Origin of the sequence: Amphritea pacifica (assembly GCF_016924145.1) — a bacterium.
GTDB lineage: Bacteria > Pseudomonadota > Gammaproteobacteria > Pseudomonadales > Balneatricaceae > Amphritea > Amphritea pacifica.
In genome coordinates, this window is sequence record NZ_JAFFZO010000002.1 from 23829 (window position 1) to 43011 (window position 19183).

Here is a 19183-nt window from a genome sequence, read left to right on the forward strand (position 1 = left end):
ACCTATGGATGTTTTCAATCATCTGGCAACCGGGTTTGGGGTTGCTTTTCTCCCGCTGAATCTTTTGTTGGTTTTGCTGGGATGTTTTATTGGTACGCTGATTGGTTCCCTGCCGGGAATCGGACCGATTAATGGGGTGGCCATTCTGTTACCGCTGGCGTATGCCCTGGGTTTGCCGCCTGAGTCTGCGTTGATTCTGCTGGCAGGCGTTTATTATGGCGCGGAATATGGTGGCCGTATCTCCAGTATTCTGCTTAATGTTCCCGGTGACGCCGGGGCGATCATGACAACCCTTGACGGTTACCCCCTGTCGCGCAAAGGGGAAGGGGGACGCGCACTGGCGCTGTCAGCTATCAGCTCTTTTACCGGCAGTATGGGGGCGCTGTTACTGATGGTGGTTTGTGCTCCGGTACTGAGTCAGTTTGCGGTTAAATTCGGGCCATCGGAATATGTCTGGCTGATGATATTTGCCTTTACCTGTCTGGCCACCATGGTCGGCTCCCGTCCGGTTAAAACGCTGGTGGGTGTGTTGATCGGCCTGGTGTTGGCAACCGTTGGGGTCGACTCCGGCAGCGGTGTGTTACGTTTCACGATGGGCATCCCGAACTTCTTTGATGGTGTCGACTTTCTGGTTGTTGTGATCGGGATGTTTGCCATCAGTGAGATTTTTGTGCTGCTTGAATCCTGGGCGCGTAATGATCTGGGTGTCAGTCCGCTGGGTAAAAGTTTCGTCACCGTGGCCGATCTGCTGGCGGTAAAGTGGGTGGTGTTCCGTTCCACTATCATGGGATTCCTGATCGGTGTGTTGCCGGGTACGGGGGCGTCGATTGCCAGTGCGGTAGCCTATGGTACAGAGAAACGTTTTGCTGAAGATGAAAACGAGCACTTTGGGGAAGGTGATATTCGCGGCCTGGCCGCGCCGGAAGCCGCCAACAATGCATCTGCGGTGGGAGCGATGGTGCCTATGCTGACACTGGGTATTCCGGGGAGTGGTACCACCGCGATTTTACTCGGTGCCCTGATGATGTTTAACATCACCCCGGGACCTCTGTTGTTTGAACAGCGCCCTGATATTGCCTGGGGGCTGATCGCCTCAATGTTTGTCGGGAATATCGCGCTGTTGGTGATGAACCTGCCGATGATCGGAATATTTGTTCGTTTACTGTCAATCCGCCAGGCATATCTGGTGCCTGTGATCGCGATGCTGACCTTTGTCGGTATCTATTCGATTCATGGGGACAGTTTTGACCTGTTCTTTATGGTGCTGCTGGGAGTGGTTGGCTTTCTGCTGCGTAAGCTCCATTTCTCGCTTGCTCCGGTTATTCTGGGGCTGGTATTAGGCGAAGTTCTGGAGGTTAATCTGAGGCGAGCGCTGTCTATCTCGGGTGGTGACTGGTCAATCCTGCTCGATGGTCCGATAACCTATGTGATGGCCGCAGCCACCGTTGTTGCAGTGATCGCCCCCAGCCTGATGCGTTCAATCAAGATGCGTAAACTGCTGGCAAAAGCGAATGAGGTTGAGGATTGATTCTGACCCCGGTGTAGCAGGTGGTTCTTAGGTATTGTTGTCACTTTCGGGGGAGGCTTTTGCCCCCCCTTTTTTTGGACATAATCAACATGTTGCTAGTTGTTCGAACGATGATCTTCGGGACTCTGGGCGGGTTGCTCGCCTATTGGCTCGGTTTGCCGTCGGCCTGGCTAATTGGCGCATTGCTGGCGGTGGTGCTGGCAGGCGTGAGTGGCATTCAGGTGGCGATGCCTGCCGCAACATCCTCGCTGATCACGCTGTTTCTGGGTATCTCGGTGGCGCTCAATATCGAAACTGGGCTGGTAGACCAGTTGCTGCACTGGGCTGGTTCGATTGTACTGATGTGCCTGATGCTGGCTTCGCTGTTATGGGTATTATATCGGTACTACCTGTCCAGGGGGGGCTGGAACAGGGACGAGGCGTTATTCTGCTCAGTACCGGGCAATCTGGCGATTATGCTGAGTATGGCCGCAGAAGTGAATGCTAATGTGCGTCGTATTTCGCTGATACACAGTGTACGCTTATTATTTCTGGTGTTCTGCATACCCCTTTTTTTGCCTGTCGCCGAACGCAGAGTCTCGTTACAGGGATTTCATATTGAACACCCTGAACGAATGTTCGTTACCATCGCTTTGGCAGCCGTTATTGGCTGGATTCTGAAGCGCGTTAAACTCCCTGCACCGATGCTGGTGGGTGGGATTCTGGCCACCCTGCTGTTGAAGCAGGGGCTGGATTGGAACTGGCGCTTTCCCGATATGATTCTGGTTGCCCTATTGGTGTTTCTTGGTTGCGCCATCGGTTCACGCTTTAACAATATCGATATTCAGGAGTCAATTGCAGAGATCAGGGCGGCGGCCGGCGGTTTGATGATTACCCTGATTATATCAGGCGTTTTCGCAACAGTTTTACACTACGTTGCTGCCGTTCCCTGGACCCAGGCGATGCTAGCCTATGCGCCCGGCGGAATGGAAGTGATGATCGCTATTGCAATGAATCAGGATGTTGATGCGCTGTTTGTTGCCTCCCATCAGATGTTCAGAATGCTGATCATGAGTATGACGATACCACTGCTGATGATGCTTATCAGACGAAAAGCATGACAATAAAGCATTAGAAAAGCGCTTTGATTGGAAGAGGTCTTAGCAGGCGGTAGATGATTGCCGTTGTGGCAATGTCAGGAATGGCCTCCCCGAAGGGACTCGAACCCCTATCTAAGCCTTAGGAGGGCCCTATTCTATCCGGTTGAACTACGGGGAGGCAGTGGCAGGGATTCTACTTGTTCTGGCGCCTGAGGTCACGGGTAAATCAAAAAAAATCAGGCTTTTCCCAGACTGTTCTGGGCAGCGTAGTTACCTTTTCCGCCGCTTTGATTGTAAAGGGTATTTTTCTGGTTCTGGCCTCTGATGATGCTCATCAGTTGTTCCAGGTTGCGGCTGTTGCGGCTGATGATAATCTCATTGCGCTTATTCTTATCATTGACCTGATGCAGTGCCTGCTCCAGTTCTGTCCAGCATGAGCGGAATGACGTTGATTCAGTACTGTTTAGCTGTGCCTGATAGCTTTGCAGACCCTCTTTGTCCGGGGTTATACCGGCAGCGACAAAGAGTTGATTGCGGGTCTGGTTGTTTTCTTCCAGTTGTTGAAGAATATCGGTTTTCTTTTCTACCAGTTCCTGTAGCTGCTCGATGTTGCGCTGCTGAAGCGCCTGGTACTCTGCATCAAGCAATTCACACAGTGCTGTAAGAAAAGTAATGCCCTGAGTTGTCAGGGCATTAATTTGATCGAGTGGTGGCTGTGCGCTCAACGGTATCAATCCAGCATGCTTTCGATCTGGAACAAACCGCGAGCGGTACTTTCATAGTTGATCTGATAACTGCCGTCATCTATTGCAGCTTTCAGCTCGGCAACTTTCTGCTCATTGACAGAAATGCCCTCTTCAACGACCTGTCCGGCACTTTTCTGTACTGCCTGTGCCGCATCGCTCAGGCTGACTCCTGCTGAGACTGGTGTCTCTGTAGCAGTAGTCTGCTGAGATTTACTCTCGGCTGCAGGCTGATCATTTACCTTGGCACGAGAGTTAGCCGCCTGTGAAGAAGACGTTAAACCCGTGATATCAATAACCATTTTCTGGTCCTCATGCTGTTCTGAATACAGCTATCGGCGTGCTGGTGGAAAACTTTAATGCTATTTGTAAATTAATGAGCCCAGTATAGCAGCTCAAATATCGGCCTGCGAGGGTTGCTATTGACCATTGACTGAAACGACCCCCTGACTCTTTACATATCCGTAGACCTGTTTGCCTGAACGGCTGTTGATTACACTGATCTGCTCTCCCAGAGAACCATCCTGTTCGGCGGTACCGGTCATGCGGACGGTCATAGCCCCTTTTCGGGCTTCGATATAGACAAGATCTCCTTTTCGGATCAGTAATCTTTTTTCAACCAGCGTCGGTGAGATGATCTGGTTAGAGGCAAGCGACCGCTTGACCTCTCTGCCGATCAGCTCTCCGGGGTTAGTAAAGTAGGCTGACGACAGACTTTTGGTATCATACTCTTTCAGATAGATATCAGAATCACCCAAAATGGTGCCTTTACTCAGTGCCCGGCTGGAGACCACAACAGGTTGCCACTGTTCAATGGTGGCAGAGATAAAAATAGTCCACACAGGTTGATTACAGATCGCTTTGGCCGTGATTCGGGTTGCCCTGCCAGGTGCATGAATAAAGGATATCGGGCCATTGCAACGGCGTTTATCCAGGGTGGGTGCCAGGGGAGATACTCTGACGACGGTGCGCGCCATGGGGGCTGTTTTCTGGTACTGTTGCTCCAGGAATTGCTGTGCTTTCTGGCTAATCGAGTCTGTTTCAGCGGCCAGAGTGCTCTTTACTGGCACGGCTAACATAGCTATAAGTGTGATTATTGTGGAGAATATGTTTTTTTTCACGCTTGATCCGGAAGTTCGCATTGCTACTCATCAATAATGTTGGCAATGTTCAGGTAACGCATAGTACAGAGAGCATCATGTCAGGTATAAACAGTACTGTAAACCAACGTACCAATATGGCGGGACAGAACCGCCTGGAACTGCTTTTGTTTGGGCTTAATGATGACCAGGAATATGGTATCAATGTCTTCAAAGTCCGGGAAGTTCTGACCTGTCCTGAATTGACAGGTATTCCAAAGCAGACCACTGCTCTTAAAGGCCTGGCCCATATCCGTGGGGAAACGATTCCGGTGATTGATCTTTCCCAGGCAATTGGCGGCGGGCCCATCCCCGCAGAGGATCGGTTGAACTGTTTTCTGATCGTATCAGAGTATAACCGCCGGGTTCTGGCGTTTTTGGTGCGCAATGTTGATCGTATTCTGCCCGCTAAATGGGATCAGGTCAGTCCTCCACCTATTGAAACCAATGAGAAGAACTATCTGACCGCCGTTGTCCAGCATGAAGGGGGGCTGATAGAGATTCTTGATGTCGAACAGGTGCTGGCTGATCTTATTCCGGTGAGTACTGATGTAAAGACAACTAAAGTCACTGAGAACTTCAAGAAGAATGCTGCGCAATACCATATTCTGGTTGTCGATGATTCCAGTGTTGCCCGGACTCAGGTAAAGAAAGCGCTGGAAAACCTGAATATAAAGGTGACCACGGCGAACGATGGTAAAGCGGCCCTTGATATGCTGACAGAGATGGCGGACAAAGATCAGCGGATGACCGATATGTTTCTGATGGTGATTTCCGATATCGAAATGCCTCAGATGGATGGCTATACTCTGGTGAAGAAAATTCGTGAGGATGTTCGTCTGAAGCCTTTATACGTGATGTTACACAGTTCACTGAGTGGTCGCTTCAATCTGGCGATGGTGAAGCGTGTCGGGGCTGATGCCTTTATTGGCAAGTTTAATCCGGATGAGTTGGCTGAGGCGGTGATTCAGCGAATAGAGTCAGTAGAGGGGTGATTAATACAATACGTAAGAGGATGGTGTTCTGAACGGCCAGAAAATAAGGATTACTCAACAGGAGTTTGATCAGTTTTGCCAGTTTCTTGAACAGGCATGCGGCATACTACTGGCAAAACACAAGCAATACCTGGTGGAGAGTCGCTTAAGTAAAATTCTTATTGATGGACAGTTTGATTCACTGGGTCAGCTTGTGTTGACTCTGGAGCGTCCAGGGAACAGTCTTCTGAAAGAGCAGGTCATCAATGCGATGACGACCAATGAGACGCTCTGGTTTCGCGATATTCATCCCTATGAAATATTAAAAGATAAGCTGCTACCTGAGCTGGCCGAAAAGCAGGCGGGCACTCAGCGGCTTAAGGTCTGGTCAGCCGCCTGTTCTACCGGACAGGAACCCTACTCCATCAGTATGATTATTGATGAGTTTAAGGATCAGAACCCTGCAGCGTTCAGACTGGGTGAGGAGATTATTGCTACTGATATCAGCACCCGGGTATTGGAGCAGGCACGCCTGGCTGAATATGAGATGCTGGCGCTGGGAAGGGGGCTGTCGCAGGATCGACTGAAAAAGTTCTTCGTACCGGGAAAACATGATGGCTGGTCTCTGTTACCGAAGATTAAAAAACGGGTGACTTTCAGAGAGATGAACCTGCTTGGCGCCTATACAGGTATTGGTCCCTGCGATATTGTTTTTTGCCGTAATGTCCTGATCTATTTTTCGTCTGAGCGTAAGCGCGAAATTCTGACGAAAATCCATAAAACACTCAAACCTGGTGGTTATCTGCTTCTGGGTGCATCCGAGTCTATTGGTGAGCTGAATAATCTGTTTGAAATGGTTCATTGTCGCCCGGGTATCATCTATAAAGCTAAATAACGCGCCTTGAGCGCGTTTTTTAGTTATCTGGCACTCGTCGTTAGAGCGTCACAAAGCGCGTGTCTTACTCGTTCCTCGCAAAAACCTTCTTTGCAACTGTTGGAAAGATCGTTAAAACAGACAACACTCTGTAAGCACGCTGTCGTGTCTGTGTCCATCAGACCTGGATGGAAATTCCATTTTTAGCCATGCCCCTTCATTGCCGCTCTCCGTTTTACTTTGCCGCTTTGCCGCTATTTCCCGGATAAGTGTTGCCGCATCGCTATATGAAAAACATTAAGGTTATGTTTTAAAAGGGTTTGTTGGTGTTGGTATCGCTCTTGCATTGTTGGGTATGAAGATCTGAAACCGGACACTTTGAGGAAAATCGATGGCAATCAGCTTTGACAAAGCGCTGGGAATTCATGAACAGGCGGTGGGCCTGCGAATTCAGCGTGCTGAAATTCTGGCAAATAATATCGCTAACGGCGATACGCCAAATTACAAAGCCCGGGATATCGATTTTAAAAGTATTCTGCAGGGTGTTCAGGAGGGGCAGCAGCCATTGCCAATGGCCCGTACCCATGCCGGACACAACCAGGGATTAATCGACTCTGACTTTGCTGCGGAGTTGATGTACCGGATTCCCAGTCAGCCGAGTATCGATGGTAATACGGTGGATGTTCAGGAAGAGATGGCTCGCTATAGCAAAAATGCGGTTGATTATCAGGCTTCATTTCAGTTTCTGAATAAAAAGTTCAAAGGTCTTAGTAATGCGATTAGGGGTGAATAACCATGTCTCTGGGTAATGTTTTTGATATTGCTGGATCTGCTATGAGTGCACAGACGGTGCGGCTCAATACCACCGCCAGTAATATGGCTAATGCTGAGAGTGTCAGCAGCAGTGCCGGTGAAACCTATCGCGCCCGTAAGCCGGTGTTTGAGCTGAAACAAACCGATAATCTGCAGCCGGGCGGAATACCCATGGGAACGCAGGCGGGTCAGGGGGTTTCAATCTCAGGGATCGTTGAAAGTGATGCCCCGCTGCGTCAGGAGTATAACCCGGATCACCCGATGGCGGATGAGAATGGTTATGTCTACTACCCGAATGTGAATGTTGTAGAAGAGATGGCGGATATGATCTCGGCGTCACGCTCTTTTCAGATAAATGCTGAGATCATGAATACGGCAAAACAGATGATGCAGAAGGCTCTGACGCTGGGCCAGTAAGCCCCGGCGATGTGATGAAAGCCTGATGTGAGGTATATGTTATGAGTGTTAACGACGTTTCGGGAACGCAATCGATCTACGACAAGATCAATGCGCAGAATCAGAGTAATTCCACATCGGCACAAGGCAGTGGCAACGCTGACAGTGAGATGTTTATGAAGCTGATGATTGCACAGTTGCAAAATCAGGACCCTACCAGCCCTGCTGAAACCAGCGAGTTTATGCAGCAGATCGCCAGTATGAGTACGGTGGAGAATATTGCCAAGCTGAATACGACCATGGAAAACATGTCGGCTTCACTGCTCTCAAGTCAGGCTGCTCTGCAGGCGTCTTCACTGATTGGTCAGGATGTATATGCCAAGACCGATGTGGCACAGGTAGGTGAATCAGGTGAGATCAGAGGGGTGGTTGAACTGCCTGTGAGCACCGAGAACCTGCGGGTTTCTATCTATGACAGCGCTAATAATCTTATTGATGAAGTTGAGATGGGCAGTCAGGGGAGTGGAGACCACTATTTTGTGTGGAATGCCGGTGATCGTCCTCCAGGGGAGTATCGGGTTGTCGCTGAAGCGCAGGTTGATGGTAATTATAAAACGGCTAGCAGCTTTATTGCTTATAACGTCAATAGCGTCACGCTGGGGCAAAATGGTATCGGTATGAAGGTAAATACCGATGCTGGCTCGGTCGACTTCAGTGATGTCAAACGAATTGGGTAAATCGGAGAAGAATCATGGCGGGTTTTAATACTGCGATAACAGGGCTTAAGGCGGCAACAACGAATCTGGATGTAACCGGTAATAACATCGCGAACTCCAGTACCATTGGTTTTAAAGCCTCGCGTACAGAGTTTGGTGATATTTATGCAACCGCGGTTGTTGGCGCCGGTTCCAGTAATGTCGCCGGTTCCGGTGTTACCGTAACGGATATTGCACAAAACTTTCAGGCGGGTACCACTGAGTTTACCAACAATAACCTGGATCTGGCGATTAATGGCTCCGGTTTCTTCCAGCTGGATGATGGGCAGGGCGGTGTGACCTACACACGTGCTGGCGCATTTGAGCTGAATAAAGATGGTTTTGTTGTCTCTAAGTCGGGTAAATATCTGCAGGGCTACGGTCTGGATTCACAGGGTAACCGTCTGCCTATCGGAAACCTGGCGGTTGACCAGAAGGAAAGTCCTCCCCAGGCAACTAACAATATTGGTTTGTCGTTTAACATCAATGATGCAGCGGACCCAACGCTGTTAAGTACGCCTTATGATAAGGATGTGCCTTCTTCGTTCACCTACAGTACGACAGTGCGAACCTTTGACAGCCTGGGTAATGAAAACACGGTTAAATACAATATTGTTGAGCAGCGTCCGGTTCGTGATGTTTACACGGTTTCTGCAACTGTGCCTACTAACTTAACGATCAGCGGAGTTAACGTTAGTTTTGATGCTGCCGGTACTCCTGATCCGGTTGCTCTGGATACCCTGAAAAGTACGGATAAGCGTATAGATACAACTACCCTTGCTTATAATGCTGCAGATGGAACTATCAGTTTTGAGACCTATGCTAAATACAGCAGCTATGGTGATATGCTGATCAATGACGCTGGCGGTGCTGATATTACACCTGAGCCGACTGAGCGTGACGCAAACGAGAACTACGCCTATACCTTAGCGGTGCCTGCGGCTGATACAACTCTGACAATTGGTGGTGTTCCGATTGAAATTGCTACCAGTCCGACGGTGCCAACACTAAATGATATAGCTGATCAGATCCGTGCAAGAGAGACCGATATTAAAGACCGAAACCCCAATGTTGAGTCAGTGACGGTTGTGGATGAAGCGGGGTCGTTCAGGCTGGATATCCGTTTTAAAGCGGACTACGGCAACATCGGCTCAGAATTCAGTGTGTCAGAGACCGGTGGAACTGTTTTGACCGCGATTCCAGAGCGTACCTATGAAGGCGATAACAGTTATCGTGGGCAGTATCAGATGTTCGCCTACCTTAATGGTACTGAACTGCTGGATATCGGTAAAAGTGTCGATCCGGGTGAGTCAGGTTTTGCAATTAAACCGCAGGATACCCTGAGTGAAGTGGGTTCTGTGATGCTGGGCTTCGATCCCACTACCGGTTTCCTGAACAGTGTCAACGGAACGACCTTTTCCCGCGGCGCCACCGCGCCTCAGTTAACCATTAAGGGTGCTGATCCGGCGAATACGGAGACTCTGATCAATCTGGATCTGTCCAATAGTACACAGTTTGCGTCCGCATCAATTGTTAAAGCCTCTTCTCAGGATGGCTACACCAAAGGTGACCTGATCGGGGTGAGCTTTGCTGAAACGGGTGAGATGGTTGCTGCTTTCTCCAATGGCCAGAAGCAGAACCTCGGTGTAGTAGCGTTCGCAACCTTTGAAAACCAGTCAGGCCTGCAGCCAGCGGGTGATACCGAATGGGGTGCAACACTGACTTCGGGTAATGCGGTGCTTAACCCACCGGGAACCGGTTTGAACGGTAGCCTGCGTTCTGCCGCGCTGGAACAATCCAACGTTGATCTGTCGACAGAATTGGTAAGGTTGATCGAGGCGCAGCGTAACTTCCAGGCAAACTCGAAAACACTGGAAACCCTGAATACGGTGACTCAGGCAATTCTGCAGATCTGATTTTGGTTTGATACATTATTTTAAAAGGCGACTTCGGTCGCCTTTTTTGTGTCTTTGATAAAGGTTGGCACAGCCATTGCATTTTACAGGGTAGTGAATTTTTAACCCTAAAGCGGCAATGTCTGACCGGTTCAGGGTGCGAACGGCAAACGGGGAATCCAATGGATAAAGTGTTGTATCTGGCTATGAGTGGGGCGCGGGAGAATATGCGTTCACAACAGGCCCATGCGAACAACCTTGCGAATGCGACCACAACCGGTTTTAAAGCTGACTTTGCCCAGGCCCGGGCGATGCAGGTTGAGGGGGATGGTTTTGCCTCACGGGTGTATGCCATGGCTGAACGCCCCGGAACCGATATGTCCAGTGGCACCATGATGCAGACGGGCCGCTCGATGGATGTTGCCATTGATGGTGAAGGCTGGATGGCAGTTATCGATGCCAATGGTAATGAAGCATACACCCGGCAGGGCGAGCTGCAGGTCAACCAGTTTAATCAACTGGTGACCCGCTCAGGTGACCGGGTGATGGGTAATGGCGGAATTCCCATCACCCTGCCGCCGTTTGAGAAGCTCGATATTGGTGGTGATGGCACCATTACCATCAAGCCCGCTGGCGAAGCGGCGACCGAGCTGGCTATTCTGGATCGTATTAAGCTGGTTAAAGCGGAGCCGGGACAGCTGTTTAAGGGAGTCGATGGCATGATGCATAGCGGCAACAATCAGCCGCTGTTGCCGGCCAATGATGTCAAAGTGCGTTCCGGTTTCCTTGAATCGAGCAATGTGAATTCAATTTCCGAGCTGACATCGGTGATCGATCTGGCCCGTCAGTTTGAGATGCATGTGAAGATGATGAAGACCGCAGAAGAGAACTCCTCTGCAGCGGCTCGTATCTTGTCACTGCAGTAATAGAATTATGATGAATAACACAGGTGGAGAATAAGTATGCATGGTGCCCTATTTGTTGCTAAAACGGGTCTGAGTGCGCAGGACACCTCGCTGAAGGTCATTTCCAACAACCTGGCAAACGTCAGTACCGTTGGATTTAAAAAGGATCGTGCGATCTTTGAAGATCTGATGTATCAGATTCAGCGTCAGCCCGGAGCGCAGACTGCGGAAGCATCGCAACTGCCTTCGGGTTTGCAACTGGGCTCTGGGGTACGGGTTGCCGGAACGCAGAAACTGTTTCAGGAGGGGGAGCTACAGACCACTGGCGAATCGTTTGATATCTCCATAGAGGGACGGGGCTTCTGGCAGGTTACCCTGCCGAATGGTGATACCGGTTATACCCGTCACGGGCAGTTTCAGTTGAATGCTGACAATGAGATTGTCAACTCAGAAGGCTATCTGCTTGATCCGGGTTTAACGCTACCCACTGGGGTGCAGTCGATGACGGTGAGCGTCGATGGCATCGTTAGTGTGGTTGTTCAGGGTAATGTTAACCCGCAGCAGATTGGTCAGCTTCAGTTGGCCGATTTTGCTAACCCTCAGGGGCTGCAAGCCTATGGTCAGAACCTTTATCTGGAGACCGCCGCCAGTGGCAACGCAGTGTTGTCTAACCCCGGAGAGGGAGGCACCGGGCAGCTGCGACAGGGGATGCTGGAAGGCTCTAATGTTAACGCTGTGGAAGAGCTGGTGAATATGATAACCACCCAGCGTGCTTATGAGATGAATTCTAAAGTGATCTCAACCGCAGATCAGATGCTGTCCTACGTGACGCAGAATCTGTAAGTCTGAGTTGAGGAGGTAACCGATGAAACAGCTGCCATTGATATTTGCCACTACTCTGATGTTGGGAGGTTGCGTCAGCGCTCCACCAAAACCGGACAATCCGCATTTTGCCCCGGTCCGCCCCCCCGCAATGCAGGCCCCGAGAGAGGTGACCGGTTCAATCTTTAATGCAGCAACCAGTAACAGCCTTTATAGCGATGGCCGGGCGCATCGGGTAGGCGATATTATCACCGTTGTGCTGCAGGAGAGTACCTCCTCTTCGAAAAGCAATAAAACCACGGTGGATAAGTCAAATTCACAGACGCTGGGATCTCCGACGGTTTTGGGAATACAGCCTACGGTGTTCGGTAAGCCTCTGAGTGTGAGTAGCGGTGATTCCTCCACAGCGTTCGATGGTGAGGGTAAATCCGATATGAGTAACAGCCTGGACGGCAATATCACGGTGACTGTGCATGAAGTAATGCCTAATGGGTTGATGGTGGTTAAAGGTGAGAAGTGGCTGACTCTGAATCAGGGCGACGAGTATATCCGTGTCAGCGGTATGATCCGGCCTCAGGATATCTCTACCAGCAATACGGTGTACTCAACTCAGCTCGCCGATGCCCGGATCACCTACAGTGGTTCTGGTGCCCTGAACGACTCTAACTCTATGGGTTGGTTGTCGAAGTTCTTTATTGGCCCGTTGTGGCCGTTCTGAGCAGATGAAGCGGAGAAAAATGATGAAACGTTTCTGGTTACTAGCTTTAACAGCAGTGCTGTTCAGTAACGCAGTATTTGCCGAAAGGATCAAAGATCTGACCTCGGTTGCCGGGGTGCGTAGCAACCAACTGGTGGGGTATGGTCTGGTGGTGGGACTGGATGGCACCGGCGATAAAACCTCATTCACCTCTGCGACGTTCCGCAATATGCTGAATAACTTTGGAGTGGCGATTCCGCCAAATATCGATCCAAAGTCAAAAAATATTGCAGCGGTGGCAGTCCATGCCGATCTGCCGCCCTTTGCCAAACCCGGCCAGACGATTGACGTAACGGTATCCACGATTGGCGATGCAAAAAGCCTGCGGGGCGGCAGCCTGATTATGGCTCCGCTGAAAGGTGCCGACGGGCAGGTGTATGCCATCGCACAGGGTAACCTGGTGGTCTCCGGTTTTGGTGTGCAAGGGTCGGATGGTTCACGGTTATCGCTGAATGTTCCCAGTGTTGGCCGTATTCCGGGTGGCGCATCGGTGGAGCGTACCGTACCCAATGCGTTTGCCCAGGGGGATAGCCTGGTGCTGAATCTGAACCATGCGGATTTTACCACCGCCCGGCGGGTCGCCGAACAGGTTAATAGCCTGCTGGGACCGGGTATGGCGAAAGCGATGGATGCAACATCGATTCGGGTATCTGCTCCCCGCGACCCCGATCAGCGGGTGTCCTTCCTCTCTGTGCTGGAAAACCTTGAGGTTCAGCCTGCTCAGGAAGTGGCGAAAGTGATTATTAATTCCCGTACCGGTACCATCATTATTGGTCAGAATGTCAGGGTCTCTCCCGTGGCGATAACCCACGGGGGGATGACAGTGGCGATCACTGAAGATCTGAATGTGGATCAGCCCAATGCACTGGCGGGTGGTGACACCGTGGTGACCCCGCGGACCGGTATCGAAGTGGATGCAGGCAGTGGCCATATGTTTGAGTTTTCCCCCGGTGCTTCGTTGCAGGATATTGTTGAAGCGGTCAACCAGGTGGGGGCTGCGCCGGGGGATCTGATGGCCATTCTGGAAGCCCTGCGTCAAGCCGGTGCTCTTAAAGCCGAACTGATCGTGATCTGAGGTAGATGATGAAAACCGATCTGACTCAACATGCGCAGCTGTATACCGAACTGGGGGAGATGGACAAACTTCGCCAGCAGGCTAAGGATAAAGATCCGGCTGCGCTTAAGGCGGTTGCTGAACAATTTGAACAGCTGTTTCTGAATATGCTGGTTAAAAGTATGCGTGAAGCCAATGCCAGTTTTGCGGAAGATAGCTATTTCAACAGTTCCCAGGTTGAGTTCTATCAGCAGATGGGTGATACCCAACTGACCAAAGAGATAGCCGAAAATAAAGGGTTTGGTCTGGCTGAGATTTTGGTGCGGCAACTGGGAGGCAATATCGATCCGCGGTTGGGGGATGATAAAGAGGAGAAGCGACTCAAGCCTCTTTCGGAGTCGGAACGGATATTAAACCGGACGGTGGATAGTGCGGCCAGTATGGCGGCATCGGCGATTCTGGGACGGGCACAGGCCAATTCCCGTGCGCTTGAAAAAGCTCAGGAAGCGTCACAGGTGCCGTCTCAGGTTCAATCTCAGCAACAGACGACCGCTGTTTCTGAAACCGCTGCTGTTTCCGCCAGCACTGATAATGTTAATGCTCCGGTTGTTGCTCAGAATATTCAGGCCGGGCAGACACCAGCGATGCCCCGCCAGCCATCGCGTTTTGATACCCCGGAGCAGTTTGTTGAGACTCTGCTGCCGCTGGCTGAGAGTGTTGCCGCTGAGCTGGGCGTTGACCCTAAAGTATTGTTAGCCCAGTCCGCACTGGAAACCGGTTGGGGGCGTTATCTGATTCAGCGCCCGGAGGGGGGCAGTAGTCATAACCTGTTTAATATCAAGGCCGATAGCCGCTGGTCAGGTGAAAAAGCCCTTGTCGGTACGGTTGAGTTTCGTGATGGCGTCGCGCAGAAAGAGCGCTCGGCATTCAGGGTTTACGATTCTTACGAAGAGAGTTTTCGCGATTACGCTTCATTTTTGAAAAACAGTTCCCGTTACCAGCAAGCGCTGGAGCAGGCAGGCGATCCTTATCAGTATCTGAGAGGCTTGCAGCAAGCGGGCTATGCTACCGATCCTGAGTATGCTGACAAGATTGGCAGAATTTTTGATGGGGATGTTCTGGCCGGACTCAGTTCTGATCTGAGAGAGGGTTCAGGCACTAAAGAAAGTTAGTTTCTGGCCGCTACAGAGAGCAGTATCTAGGTGAAACCTGTCTGCTCCCTGCTTTGCCGATAGAGTGTTCCCGGGAGTTTTTTTATGTCCAGTTCCAGTTTATTAAATATAGGTATTCAGGCAACTCAGGCCAATCAGACGGCACTGAGTACAATTGGTCAGAATATCAGTAATGTAAACACTGAAGGCTATACCCGTCAGCGGGTTAACCTGGTGACCCGGCCCGAGTTGTCGGGGGTGTTTGTTAAGGATATTGAGCGGATCACCGACAAGTTCCTGACTCAGCAGGTGTGGACCGATACCTCATCATACAATCAGGCATCCGCTTATGCGGCGATGTCCAGCCGGCTGGATGATCTGCTGGCGGCAGATACCCATAGTGTATCAACGGCACTGGATGACTACTTTGGTGCGTTGCAGAGCGTGGTTGATGACCCTACCTCTACGGCTAACAGGGAACTCTTTGTTGCCCAGGCGGATGCTCTGGTAAAGCGTTTTAATAATCTGGATGCAAACCTTAAGAGTCAGGCCGAAACGATCAATGCGCAGATGGATGGCTATGCCAGCCAGATCACCAGCCTGGCAACCAGTATTGCCGATCTGAATGCCAAAATAAGCACTGCGGCGGCGACCAATCGCTCCACTAATGATATGCGCGATCAGCGGGACCTGCTGACCAATCAGTTGGCTGAAATTGTCGGGGTTACTGTGGTTGATCAGAGTTCCGATCAGTACAGTATTTTCATTGGCAATGGCCAGCCTCTTGTGATCGGTGCGACTGCGGAGAAAGTCGTGTCAGTGTTGGGCCCTGATAGTGCGCAAAAAGAGTTGGCGTTGGTCAATAAGAATGAAACGGTTAACATCAATGACGAGATTGTTGGCGGCAAAGTGGGTGGCCTGATCAAATACCGGTCTGAGGCGTTGAATGATGCACGTAGTCAGTTGGGGCTGATTGCTGTTGGTTTTGCTGAAAGCATGAATGAACAACACCATCTGGGTCTGAATTTGAATAACGAGTTTGGCGCAGATCTGTTTACCAATATGAACGATGATTTCTTGCAGCAAAAACGGATCACCGCCAACAGTAATAACCAGTCTGAAGTGAACATCGCCAGGGTCGAAATTCAACAAACAGATCTGTTGCAGGCAAGTGAGTATGAGCTGGTTGTGGGGGATGGTAACAGACTAACGCTGTATCGCAGCAGTGACGGCAAGCAGGTGCGTATCGATCAGTTGACCAGTGTCGATGATCCGCTGTCGCCGCTGACCACTGCTCAGGGGATTGATGCAGTCGGCCAGGGAGAATTTTATCGTGACCCTGCAGGGCAGGTTTTATCCTTTGCTGTAGATGGTATGAAGGTAACCATCGATACCAGTACTAAACTGATTAAGGGGGACCGGTTTCTTATTCAGCCGGTAACCAGTGGCGCGGAAGATCTGTCTTTATCGCTGCATGATGGCCGGCTTCTGGCGTTAGCATCGCCGATAAAAGTAAGCAGCAATATTGATAATCAGGGCACCGGACTGGCAACGGTGACAATGACAGATGCCAAGGCTGATGCCTTTGCCTCCGCGGGTGAACTGTCACCACCGATAGAGATCGTGTTTAATGATCCGGCTTCATCCCCCTCCGGTGAGATGACCTATACCATCTATGATATGAGTGACCCGAACAATCCTGTGGTGCTGGAGTTAGATCCCGCTGTCGGCCCGCTTTCCGATCAGCCGTTTACCTCCGGTGGTGAGATTCAGCTGGATGGATATACGGTGACAATCGCTAACCAGCCGCAGCCAGGCGACCGTTTTGGTTTTGATTATAATCTTGATGGTGTATCGGATAACCGTAATGCTTTCGCTTTGAGTAATCTGCAGCAAACGGCCCTGTTTGATCATGGCTCCTATCAGGAACTCTACGGTAGTCTGGTAGAAAAGGTTGGAACCCGGACGGCAACCGCCGTTATCTCTGAACAGGCTGGTAAGGCTGTACTGGATACGACCACCAGTGCTAAGGACAGTGTTTCCGGTGTCAACCTTGATGAAGAAGCTGCTAAGCTGGTGCAGTTTCAACAGGCGTATCAGGCCTCTGCTCAGTTGATCCGGGTATCACAAACCATTTTTGATAGTCTGCTTCAAAGCCTTTAAGTAGCAGGAGAGGGTAAATTATGCGTATTTCAACTGCTCAGATATTTAGTCGCAATACCGATAATATCAATAATGCTAATAGCAGCCTGTTTAAAACTCAGCAGCAGCTATCTACCGGTAAGCGTATCTTGCAACCTTCAGATGATCCGGTTGCTACCGCTCAGCTTATTAAGCTGGATAAAGAGATCTCAAAAACTGAGAAGTTTCAGGATAATATTGTGGTTTCCCGCCGTCGTCTCAATCTCGAAGAGACAACGCTGGATGCAGTCAATAACGCGACCCAGAGAATAAAGGAACTGGCGATTCAGGCGAACAGTGGGGCCGTTAATGATAATGACCGTACCCTGATTGCCAGTGAGTTGAAAGAGTTGGAATCGCAACTGTTTGGTCTGCTGAATACTCAGGATACTCAGGGCGAATATCTGTTTTCGGGCTATAAGGGGTTTGATGCGGCCTACCGTTATGATGGCGCTACCGATAGCTATGTCTTTAATGGTGATGAAGGGAGTCGGTCTATTCAGGTGGGCCCTAATGCCAATATTGTCTCTACCGATTCCGGTTTTAATATATTCGAGAATGTACCGAGCCAGTTAGCGCTGGTGCCTGCAACGGGTAACGAGTTTTCCGGACGAATCATTACCGACTTTGGCACTTTCGGAGAGTTTACTGACAGCAGGGGGCCGGCAACTGTTACCTTCGACACCGTAGCCGGAACCTACAGTGTTACCGATGCCCAGGGTGATCCTGTTTTTGGTGGCAATCCAGCTGCCGAGCTTACAGATATCAGTTATCAGCAGGGCGATACCATCGAGTTTGAAGGCCTGAGTCTGGTAATCGATAGTCCGGCGGATGGGGCTGTGGTGATCGAGACCGAAACACAACGTACCAACGTTCTGAATATGGTACACCAACTGAATGCCGCACTGACCAGTATTAATACGGTTGGTGATCCGCAGGGAACTGAGCGCCTGAATGAGGCCGTCAACCGGGCGTTATTGCAGATTGACAGTATCGAGAGCAAAAATATTCAGGTTCGTGGAAGTATCGGTGCGCGAATGAATACGCTGGATGCTCAGGAATCGGTCAATGAGGAGTATATGCTGTATACCAATGAAGCTCAGTCATCTCTTCAGGATCTGGATTATAATGATGCGATCAGTCGGTTTACACTGCAGCAAACAACACTGAATGCAGCGTATGCCAGTTTTGCCAAGATACAGAACCTGAGTCTGTTTAATTATATAAACTGATTCAGTTATCCTGTTGGGTAATATATCGTTCATTAAAAAGCCCGGAGATCCGGGCTTTTTAATGGGGCAGGCTAAAAGGTAAGATTACAGATCCTGCGCACGCTGATAAGCTTTAATGCTGCGGCCGGCTTTCTTGTGTTGACTGGACTGGTCAAGCAGAACCTGCCTTTGATGGCTGATTGCATGAATCAGCGACTGATGATTCTGCTGTAGCAAGGCTATTTTATCATTTAGCTGAGCAACGTCTTCAGCATTGAGTTGGGTAAAGGGTAACTGACGAATCGCGAGGTCTTGTTGTTTCACCAGATTAGTGAGCGTTGTCTCATCTTCATCTGCTGTCATGTGACTGAGCGCAGTAAAGATCTCTTGCTGCAGGCGTTCTATCTCTGTGAACCCCTGCAGCCACTTCCGGGCTGCAGGGCTGAATTGAGGCATGGCTATTTTTCTACCGGGCTCTGGGTGTTGTGGTGTTCAGCTGGGATCTTTTCCCAGGCTGACTTGATCTCCAGCAGTAGCTGAGTCACTTCATCCAGCTTTTCAACAGATGATTCGATATTGGCTTTCATCAGCGTACTGGACATATAGATGTACAGGTTATCCAGATTCTGGGCGATCTCATTGCTTTCTGTATCCGCCAGAGAGGCCTGCAAGCCGCCGATAATCGAGATCGCTTTGCTCAGGCTTGTGCCTTTTAATTCAGTATTTTTACGCTCTATAGCGCCTTTTGCCGTAGCGATACTGCCCAGGGCTCCATTCATCAGCATCAAAACCTGCTGGTGGGGGGTTGCATGCGCCAGGGCTGAGTTCAGGCCTATTTTTTGATACTGTTGTGAAGCAAGGTTACGATTCATAATAGATCCTTAAAAAAACGGTTTGCCGCCAGCT

Annotated in this window: 20 protein-coding genes and 1 tRNA gene; 15 read left to right on the top strand and 6 right to left on the bottom strand. The window is 50.3% G+C overall.

The genetic code is table 11. The features are described from left to right. Window positions 1-4: 4 nt before the first annotated feature. Together JW499_RS01045 and JW499_RS01050 are read left to right on the top strand one after the other, a co-directional pair. Complete coding sequence (locus JW499_RS01045) at window positions 5-1528, top strand: tripartite tricarboxylate transporter permease (RefSeq protein WP_205208847.1); 1524 nt, start codon at window positions 5-7, stop codon at window positions 1526-1528. An 89-nt stretch (window positions 1529-1617) separates the two neighbouring features. Continuing rightward, a complete protein-coding gene (locus JW499_RS01050) occupies window positions 1618-2628 on the top strand; it encodes an AbrB family transcriptional regulator (protein WP_205208848.1) in 1011 nt (336 codons plus the stop codon). An 81-nt stretch (window positions 2629-2709) separates the two neighbouring features. On the opposite strand, the gene JW499_RS01055 is transcribed toward JW499_RS01050, so the two are convergent. The 4 genes from JW499_RS01055 to flgA all read right to left on the bottom strand — a co-directional run bounded on the left by JW499_RS01055 (window position 2710) and on the right by flgA (window position 4420). Continuing rightward, window positions 2710-2785: transfer RNA gene (locus tag JW499_RS01055), tRNA-Arg, on the bottom strand. A gap of 58 nt (window positions 2786-2843) precedes the next feature. Continuing rightward, window positions 2844-3332, bottom strand: a complete 489-nt coding sequence (locus tag JW499_RS01060; RefSeq protein ID WP_205208849.1) for a flagella synthesis protein FlgN — start codon at window positions 3330-3332, stop codon at window positions 2844-2846. 5 nt (window positions 3333-3337) lie between these two features. Next, entirely contained in the window at window positions 3338-3652 is a 315-nt protein-coding gene (gene flgM / locus JW499_RS01065; protein WP_205208850.1) for a flagellar biosynthesis anti-sigma factor FlgM, read from the bottom strand. Between the two features lie 117 nt (window positions 3653-3769). Continuing rightward, window positions 3770-4420 (bottom strand): flagellar basal body P-ring formation chaperone FlgA, encoded by a 651-nt coding sequence (gene flgA, locus JW499_RS01070; RefSeq protein WP_332873973.1) that lies wholly within the window; start codon window positions 4418-4420, stop codon window positions 3770-3772. Between the two features lie 128 nt (window positions 4421-4548). Between flgA and JW499_RS01075 the strand changes: the two genes are divergently transcribed. The 13 genes from JW499_RS01075 to flgL all read left to right on the top strand — a co-directional run bounded on the left by JW499_RS01075 (window position 4549) and on the right by flgL (window position 18298). After that, on the top strand, window positions 4549-5484 hold the full coding sequence (locus JW499_RS01075; RefSeq protein WP_205208852.1) for a chemotaxis protein CheV: 936 nt from the start codon (window positions 4549-4551) through the stop codon (window positions 5482-5484). Between the two features lie 49 nt (window positions 5485-5533). Further along, complete coding sequence (locus JW499_RS01080; RefSeq protein WP_332873976.1) at window positions 5534-6358, top strand: CheR family methyltransferase; 825 nt, start codon at window positions 5534-5536, stop codon at window positions 6356-6358. Between the two features lie 370 nt (window positions 6359-6728). After that, a complete protein-coding gene (flgB, locus tag JW499_RS01085; protein ID WP_205208853.1) occupies window positions 6729-7130 on the top strand; it encodes a flagellar basal body rod protein FlgB in 402 nt (133 codons plus the stop codon). Window positions 7131-7132: 2 nt separating this feature from the next. Then, complete coding sequence (gene flgC / locus JW499_RS01090) at window positions 7133-7567, top strand: flagellar basal body rod protein FlgC (protein ID WP_091361473.1); 435 nt, start codon at window positions 7133-7135, stop codon at window positions 7565-7567. A 41-nt stretch (window positions 7568-7608) separates the two neighbouring features. Further along, window positions 7609-8283 carry a flagellar hook assembly protein FlgD gene (locus tag JW499_RS01095; protein WP_205208854.1) on the top strand — a complete coding sequence of 225 codons (675 nt, stop codon included), beginning with the start codon at window positions 7609-7611 and terminating at the stop codon, window positions 8281-8283. 14 nt (window positions 8284-8297) lie between these two features. Continuing rightward, a complete protein-coding gene (locus JW499_RS01100; protein WP_205208855.1) occupies window positions 8298-10217 on the top strand; it encodes a flagellar hook protein FlgE in 1920 nt (639 codons plus the stop codon). Window positions 10218-10378: 161 nt separating this feature from the next. Then, window positions 10379-11122: a flagellar basal-body rod protein FlgF gene (flgF, locus tag JW499_RS01105; protein WP_205208856.1), complete on the top strand. Its 744-nt coding sequence runs from the start codon at window positions 10379-10381 to the stop codon at window positions 11120-11122. A 36-nt stretch (window positions 11123-11158) separates the two neighbouring features. Continuing rightward, window positions 11159-11944: a flagellar basal-body rod protein FlgG gene (gene flgG, locus JW499_RS01110; RefSeq protein ID WP_205208857.1), complete on the top strand. Its 786-nt coding sequence runs from the start codon at window positions 11159-11161 to the stop codon at window positions 11942-11944. Between the two features lie 22 nt (window positions 11945-11966). Next, on the top strand, window positions 11967-12641 hold the full coding sequence (gene flgH, locus JW499_RS01115) for a flagellar basal body L-ring protein FlgH (protein WP_205208858.1): 675 nt from the start codon (window positions 11967-11969) through the stop codon (window positions 12639-12641). Window positions 12642-12660: 19 nt separating this feature from the next. Further along, on the top strand, window positions 12661-13755 hold the full coding sequence (locus tag JW499_RS01120) for a flagellar basal body P-ring protein FlgI (protein ID WP_408627309.1): 1095 nt from the start codon (window positions 12661-12663) through the stop codon (window positions 13753-13755). A gap of 5 nt (window positions 13756-13760) precedes the next feature. After that, complete coding sequence (gene flgJ / locus JW499_RS01125; protein ID WP_232846160.1) at window positions 13761-14906, top strand: flagellar assembly peptidoglycan hydrolase FlgJ; 1146 nt, start codon at window positions 13761-13763, stop codon at window positions 14904-14906. Window positions 14907-14990: 84 nt separating this feature from the next. Then, window positions 14991-17048, top strand: coding sequence for a flagellar hook-associated protein FlgK (gene flgK / locus JW499_RS01130; RefSeq protein WP_205208859.1), 2058 nt, complete (start codon window positions 14991-14993; stop codon window positions 17046-17048). 20 nt (window positions 17049-17068) lie between these two features. Next, window positions 17069-18298, top strand: coding sequence for a flagellar hook-associated protein FlgL (gene flgL / locus JW499_RS01135; protein ID WP_205208860.1), 1230 nt, complete (start codon window positions 17069-17071; stop codon window positions 18296-18298). An 84-nt stretch (window positions 18299-18382) separates the two neighbouring features. Here flgL and JW499_RS01140 read toward each other — a convergent pair whose 3' ends face one another. Continuing rightward, a complete protein-coding gene (locus JW499_RS01140) occupies window positions 18383-18733 on the bottom strand; it encodes a hypothetical protein (protein ID WP_205208861.1) in 351 nt (116 codons plus the stop codon). 2 nt (window positions 18734-18735) lie between these two features. Continuing rightward, the gene (fliS, locus tag JW499_RS01145; protein WP_205208862.1) at window positions 18736-19149 is read right to left on the bottom strand and encodes a flagellar export chaperone FliS; all 414 of its coding nucleotides are present in this window, start codon (window positions 19147-19149) and stop codon (window positions 18736-18738) included. Between the last annotated feature and the right edge of the window lie 34 nt (window positions 19150-19183).